This is a genomic window from uncultured Candidatus Kuenenia sp. (assembly GCF_900696675.1).
Taxonomy (GTDB): domain Bacteria; phylum Planctomycetota; class Brocadiia; order Brocadiales; family Brocadiaceae; genus Kuenenia; species Kuenenia stuttgartiensis_A.
On record NZ_CAADGZ010000162.1, the window covers coordinates 1 to 6,390 of the forward strand.

The following is a 6,390-nucleotide window of genomic DNA, read 5'->3' on the forward strand; positions in this document are numbered from 1 at the left end:
GCTAAGGTACCGGCTGTAGTCAAGGCCGCAATTGAGAAGGAAACTGCCGGAGGCACCGTCAAGAGCATAGTGAAAAGAGAGTACGATGGCAAAGTGTGCTATGCAGTCAATTGTGTTAAGGGCGGCGTGGAGAAGACAGTCAAATTCACAGCAGATGGTGCGGTTGTGGAATGCAAGGAAGAAAAGGTTGATATTGCTAAGGTACCGGCTGTAGTCAAGGCTGCTATTGAGAAGGAAATTGCCGGCGGCACCGTCAAGGGCATAGTGAAAAAAGAGTTCGATGGCAAAGTGTGTTATGCAGTCAGGTATGTAAAGGACGGAATGGAAAAAACAGCCGAATTCACAGAAGAAGGAAAAAGAAAATAACTGTGACCGATTGCAAGCGTTTTCTCAATATCAATAGGTCAGCTAAATCCTGCAATCAATTAATAACTGATTGCAGGATAAGGTTGAAAACAGATATATCGGGAAAGACTTTTTTGCAGACAGGGGAATCGGATGCGATTTTTCTATCCTAGCATGGTAACGTTAAAATTCAAAGCATTTACGAGTAATTTATAAGATTGTGAATTTGTTGTAAGCCCGGCAACTTTACCGGGAATGTTCCTGGGAGTTCGGGATAATCTTCCTAACAAGAGGAGAAGAAAGAAATGTTAAAGAAATATGGAGTAGGTCTGGCATTTATTGGTGCACTGATGTTTGGTGTTGGTACTGTAAATACAGTGTTGGTTGGTTCTGCTATGGCTACAAGTCATGAAGAGGGACGTGAATGCGAAAAGTGCGGACACTTGCCAACGAAACCAGAGAATGATTGCAAATGTGTATGTCACACAAAGAGTGATGTTGAAAGTAAATGCGAAAAATGCGGACATTTGCCAACAAAATCAGAAAATGATTGCAAATGTGTATGTCACGCAAAGAAGGGTTATTAATATCACAAGCAAAGACATACATCGTCCTTCGGCTATGCAATGGTTAGCCGTGAGGCTTGTCTGCTATCGTGGCGTTAGTAGTATCGGATAATATCCGTTTGGTACTTTAATTTGAAAGGAGATAAGTATATGTTTAGGAAAATTGGTATTACGGCGGCGTTTGTAAGTGCGTTAATGTTTAGCGCTGGTGTTACTAGTACCTTTGCAAAAAATCCTGATTGCCCGGACAGTTGTAAGTGCCCGGACAATGTAAAATGTGCAAAAGATTGCACAAAGGATAAAACAGATCATTGTACGTGCAAGCATTAATATAGTTTAGATTTATTTTTGTCATAAATATTTTTCTTACGAATATTTTGGTAAGCCAGGTAATCATACTGAGGATGTTCTCAGTGGTTCGGGTTAAACTCTTTAACAAGAGGAGGAGAGGAGGGGAAGAAAATATTAAATAAATGTGCAGACGAGGGAACAAAGATCAATATTACTCAGGTACCGGCTGTGGTCAAGGCAGCAATTGAGAAGGAAACTGCTGGCTGCACACCATCGGGGGAATAGTGAAACAAGAGGCCGATGGCAAAGCGTGTTATGCAGTCGGGTGTGTAAAGGATGGTGTGGCAAAAACACTCAAATTCACAGAAACCGGCACAATTGTTATCGGTAACGAGAAAAAAGGCAAGAGCGGCTCAGTCGCCAGTTGTTGTTAAAGCTACAATGAACCGGAAAATGGCAAAGAACCAATAACTACCATCCATTGCCGGCAATTCTGCCGGCAATGGAACAATCCACAACAAACAAAAAAAAGGATAAAAGTTATGTCCTCTAAACAATACGAAGGTTGTATCGAAGCCTGTAATGAATGCGTAACCGCATGCGAACATTGCGCGGCGTCTTGTTTGCGCGAACAAGACATCAAAACGATGGTGCGGTGTATCGAACTTGACCGCGATTGCGCCGATATTTGTAGCCTGGCCGCTCAATTCATGTCACGCGGCTCATCGTTTGCTGCGAAACTCTGTGCGCTCTGCGCCGAGATTTGTCAGGCGTGCGGTGATGAATGCGCCAAATACAAAACGGAGCATTGTCAGCAATGCGCTAAAGCCTGTCACAAGTGCGCTGAAGAATGCCGGAAAATGGCGGCGATTCCGTCAGCGTGATTCTCAATATCAATCATATCAACGAAATCCTGCAGTCAGTTAATAACTGATTGCAGGATTAAGTTTTAAAACAGATATATCGTGCAATACTTTTTTATAGATACGGGAAAGAGTTGTTATGTGGGTTAATCGGGTGTGAAGTGCTTAGATGCTTTTTAATGGTATGCTGCACCAGAAAGGCTGTAAAGATATAAAAAAAATTGTAACACTTTAGTTCTATGAAAAAAAAACGCTCGTTCCCAAGCTCCGGCTTGGGAACGGGATTGTTTGAGAAGCTCCAGCTTCGAATGAAAAAGAGAATGGGCACATGTCAGCTTATACTTTTCAGTATATTATCAAGATATTTGGCGTCCTATTTTTAGCCGAATAATGCTTGCTGAGTGGAAGCGAGAGCTTCCAATACCATTGCGTTCCCAAGCCGGAGCTTGGGAACGAGCGTTTTTGTTTTTTCAAAAAACTAAAGTGTTACAAAAAATTGAATTTATGGCGGTAATATTTGTCCCATTGTTTTTTATGACGGCTTGTAGCAAGGAGACGCCTGAAAAAGTAGAAACCCATGTATCGACAGAGGATGTCAAATTTGGGAACGTAATGAAGCTGGAAACCACATTCGCGGGTTTGTGTATTATCTTCTCGGGACAACGGGGATATGTGTTGTGTCATTAACAGGCTTTTGCTGCACAAGGAAAGGATTTCGCATCACGCTACTGGAAGCCGATGATGAAAAACGAAAATGGACGTGGAATACTATTGCTGAAAATATAAATAAATATATAACCTCCCGCAATTGATTTTTAAAAAACGAGAACCATTCATTTAGAATGTCCAGCGGGTAAAAAACAGTATGGACATGTTTTCAATACCCCCTTTTGCAGGTATTGACAGTAAAAAAAAACTGTCTATATTGGATATAGAGAAAAAGCATCTGCTTTACAGTATGAATTGAAAAACTAAGTAATTTGCCAAACTGCCGGAGTGTAGAGACAACCCCGGCGGGTTCAGGTTTGCAACCTGAACCCACGAATGTAGTTTCCATTACCATTACGTACCCAATCAGATACTTCACTATGTTCAGTACAAGGTTTGAGAACGAGTTGTGCTTCGGTAGTTTAATAGATTACGCTGAATAGTTACAAAAATTAAGACTAAAAATTTAAATACTTAACCAAAAAAAGAAAGGAAAATTACTATGCTTTTGGTTATTGCGGCTATTCTGAATTCCCCCACATCAAGGGCAAGGAAAAAATATTGCCGATCCTTCAATGGGCGGGCAAGGTGGGTGGGGGGCTGAACCATTATGAAAATCGAAGGAGGATTTTTCTATGAACAAAGTAGTCTCGCTCGCAATTCTTGCCGTATTTTTACAAAGCAGATGAGGCTTATGGAGAAGGTGTTGCAAAGGGATTAGGGCTTCCATAAGAGAATAACACGTTCTCCCCTTGAAGCGGAAATAGAAAGGAGAGGTAAAATGATCCATAAAAGCATGAAGAAAAACACAGGGTTTGGCTTCCTCGCACTCTTTGGGTGCTATCTAGTCTGTTTGTTCTTGCCCACCCTTGCCAATGCACGGGTTGGTATAACGACTACCGATAAAAAATATATTATTCTGCAAGCAGAATCTAACCTTCAAAAGTTTCAGGACGAAACGATAGATAGTCTGTTACCGGATTATATCGGTAGTTCTTTGCAGCAGTATCGGGAGTTGCTAAAGCGAGTTACCAAAATTGATGAAGCAGATAAATCAAATGAAGCAGAAATAAAAAAACTGGCTGTTGAGTGTGAAAAGATTTTTAACGACCTCAATAATGCTATAAAGAAAAGGGAAACTACTGCGGAGGAGACGGGAAGAATAGGAAGTCTTGACGATTGTTTATTTAATTGTGGTAGCACCAACTTAAGACGTATAAACCAAACAGAGAAAGATGACTGGTTTGGCAGGTTTAATTGTAATTTAGATGCATCAAGTTGTGTGTTTGGATGCTACGTAGATGTAGCAAATGATGAGAGAATAAAAGGAGGTATTCCGAAAGACTGATCACTTGAGAATAAACGACTTACCGGCAAAAATGATATTAGAGCATATGTTAGCGTGGAAGAAAGGCGCGTTTTTATGATTGTATACTTTTAGAACCGGTACTGGTCCTGGTTATGGGCGTATTAATCTTGTTTATTGTCAGTGAAATTTCGTAACACTTTAGTCCTTTGAAAAAAGTAAAAAACGCGTAACACTTTATTTTTTTGAAAAATTCCAATAATAGCACTGCTTGCCGTAAGCGTAGGGGCGGGGTATATAAACGGTTGCTGCTCATTCCTCCCTTGGAACATCGAAACCCACTAAATTCATGTAGAGCGACGAGGTTCGTCGCACCAAAAAAAGTTGTGCAATAAGGAATAGGATCTATTCAAATTGTGCGACGAACCTCGTCGCACTACAAATGACAATTTCCAGTTTCAAAAGACTAAAGTGTTACGGAATTTTGGGTTTGCTACAGAGATGGTTTTTATGACTTTGCGCTGGATGGGGGGCAAGGAAATGCATTCCGCCAGTCATTTTAGCGAAGTTCTTTTCATAATAAAGGAGGAGACAAATATGTTGAAGTTGAAGATGTTCTATAGATGTTTATTTCTAAGTTTTTCATTGGCGCTTTTTTCATTGGCGCAGACCGCTACAGCACAAACACTGGGTGACGCGGAAAGCTTTGCTGTCCTGGGAGGCTCGACTGTCACCTTCGGCGGCACCATGTCTACCGTCACTGGCGATGTTGGCGTTTCACCGGGTACGGTTATCACAGGCCATCCGGTAAATGTGACCATCGTTCCACCCTATACGTTACACGTTAATGATGGAGCCGCGGTTGCCGCTCAAACAGCAGTCACCGCTCTGTACATAGAGTTGGATACCACGGGTGGCGCTACGGTCATAGGTCCGCAGTTGAGTGGAGAAACGGTAGGCCCAGGTATTTATGCCTTTAGTGCCGAAGCCGATCTGGCGGCGAATGGACTCTTCACGCTCGACGGCGCAGGAATCTACATTTTCCAGGTAGGTAGCGCACTCACTGCCAACGTTGGTTCGGACGTCAGCCTGATCAATGACGCCTCCGCTTGCGACGTGTTCTGGCAGGTCACAAGCGATGCGACGCTCAACGGAGACACCTTTGTTGGAACGGTTGTCGCAAAGGATTCCGTCACGGTGGGTGTCGGCGCAGTTCTGGACGGGAGGGCGTTGACCACATCCTTAGGAGCAGTGACAATGGCCGGCAACAACACGATTAATATTCTTTGAGAAGGGATCCCCACACCATCGCCAGCTCCGACAGGTGAAGGAACACCGGCGCCAATTCCAACTCCGGGTCCTACGGGTGAAGGAACACCGACTCCAACGCCTGTGGCATCGTTAAGCCCCATACCATCACCAACGGAGTCACCCACAGCAGTTAGCCAGATAAGTTTCAAGGCTAAGGTTAATGGCGATGGCAGTGTGATACTGAAATGGGAAACAGCGTCTGAGATAGATAATGCAGGATTTAATGTCTACAGGTCAAAGAGGAAAGGTGGCAGATATAGGAAGATAAACAGAGAACTCATTCCGGCGCAGGGAAGTGGTTCATTTGGCGCAAGCTATAGTTATGAGGATACGCTTCAGAAAAAAGGTAACTTCTACTATAAACTTGAAGACGTGGATACCTTTGGTGAGAGTACCATGCATGGACCAGTAAAGGTGAAATTCTGAATCGGTGAGGGTGCGGCGGGGAGTAGCAGATGAATTTTAGATTTTGTAATTTGGATTCAATAACACAGAAAGGGGATAAAAAATGGAAGAGAAAAAATTACCAGTTTACGAATTGCCAAAGGTTGTTTCTTATACTGATGATGAATTGCTTGAAAAATTAGGGACTGCGCATACAGGCTATGTGAAGGGTGATAATATCTTGTAGTGGTTAATTAAAATTGTTTTGCAGAGGCTGGTTAACCATTGTTAACCAGCCTCTGGCTCGATGATAAGACTACAAAAAATAGCTCAGGTACATGTGCCGCAATGTGGTATGGCTATAAAACCATTTTCATCGTTCATCGTTTTTGGGTGTTGCTAATGCAACATGATGACTGTTTTTAGATTATGGTATTCGGATTACAACTTCAGGATGAGAAATTATGGATAAAGCAAATTTGATCAAGCGTTTTTTTGCAGTACTTTTTTTGGTTGGGTGGATTGCCGGCAGTCCAGGCTGTGCAGGTACCTCAACGCGTGAAAGCGTAGGGGAATATGTCGATAGTTCTGTTCTTACGTCCAAGGTTAAGGCGGC

9 protein-coding genes are annotated in these 6,390 nt (G+C 42.6%); all 9 read left to right on the top strand.

Going from position 1 to position 6,390, the window contains the following annotated elements:
- The coding region (locus QZT26_RS15725) for a hypothetical protein (RefSeq protein ID WP_295103498.1) at positions 1–366 on the top strand (366 nt) is incomplete at its 5' end.
- Positions 367–650: 284 nt separating this feature from the next.
- Complete coding sequence (locus QZT26_RS15730; RefSeq protein WP_211436212.1) at positions 651–932, top strand: hypothetical protein; 282 nt, start codon at positions 651–653, stop codon at positions 930–932.
- 129 nt (positions 933–1,061) lie between these two features.
- The gene (locus tag QZT26_RS15735; RefSeq protein WP_295103502.1) at positions 1,062–1,241 is read left to right on the top strand and encodes a hypothetical protein; all 180 of its coding nucleotides are present in this window, start codon (positions 1,062–1,064) and stop codon (positions 1,239–1,241) included.
- A 245-nt stretch (positions 1,242–1,486) separates the two neighbouring features.
- Positions 1,487–1,636: a hypothetical protein gene (locus tag QZT26_RS15740; protein WP_164994598.1), complete on the top strand. Its 150-nt coding sequence runs from the start codon at positions 1,487–1,489 to the stop codon at positions 1,634–1,636.
- A 108-nt stretch (positions 1,637–1,744) separates the two neighbouring features.
- A complete protein-coding gene (locus QZT26_RS15745) occupies positions 1,745–2,086 on the top strand; it encodes a four-helix bundle copper-binding protein (RefSeq protein ID WP_164994599.1) in 342 nt (113 codons plus the stop codon).
- A 1,468-nt stretch (positions 2,087–3,554) separates the two neighbouring features.
- The gene (locus tag QZT26_RS15750; RefSeq protein ID WP_295103506.1) at positions 3,555–4,121 is read left to right on the top strand and encodes a hypothetical protein; all 567 of its coding nucleotides are present in this window, start codon (positions 3,555–3,557) and stop codon (positions 4,119–4,121) included.
- Positions 4,122–4,493: 372 nt separating this feature from the next.
- Positions 4,494–5,369: an ice-binding family protein gene (locus tag QZT26_RS15755; protein ID WP_295103509.1), complete on the top strand. Its 876-nt coding sequence runs from the start codon at positions 4,494–4,496 to the stop codon at positions 5,367–5,369.
- Between the two features lie 195 nt (positions 5,370–5,564).
- Complete coding sequence (locus tag QZT26_RS15760; RefSeq protein ID WP_295103511.1) at positions 5,565–5,816, top strand: hypothetical protein; 252 nt, start codon at positions 5,565–5,567, stop codon at positions 5,814–5,816.
- Between the two features lie 82 nt (positions 5,817–5,898).
- Positions 5,899–6,021, top strand: a complete 123-nt coding sequence (locus QZT26_RS15765; RefSeq protein ID WP_261345351.1) for a hypothetical protein — start codon at positions 5,899–5,901, stop codon at positions 6,019–6,021.
- Positions 6,022–6,390 lie beyond the last annotated feature (369 nt).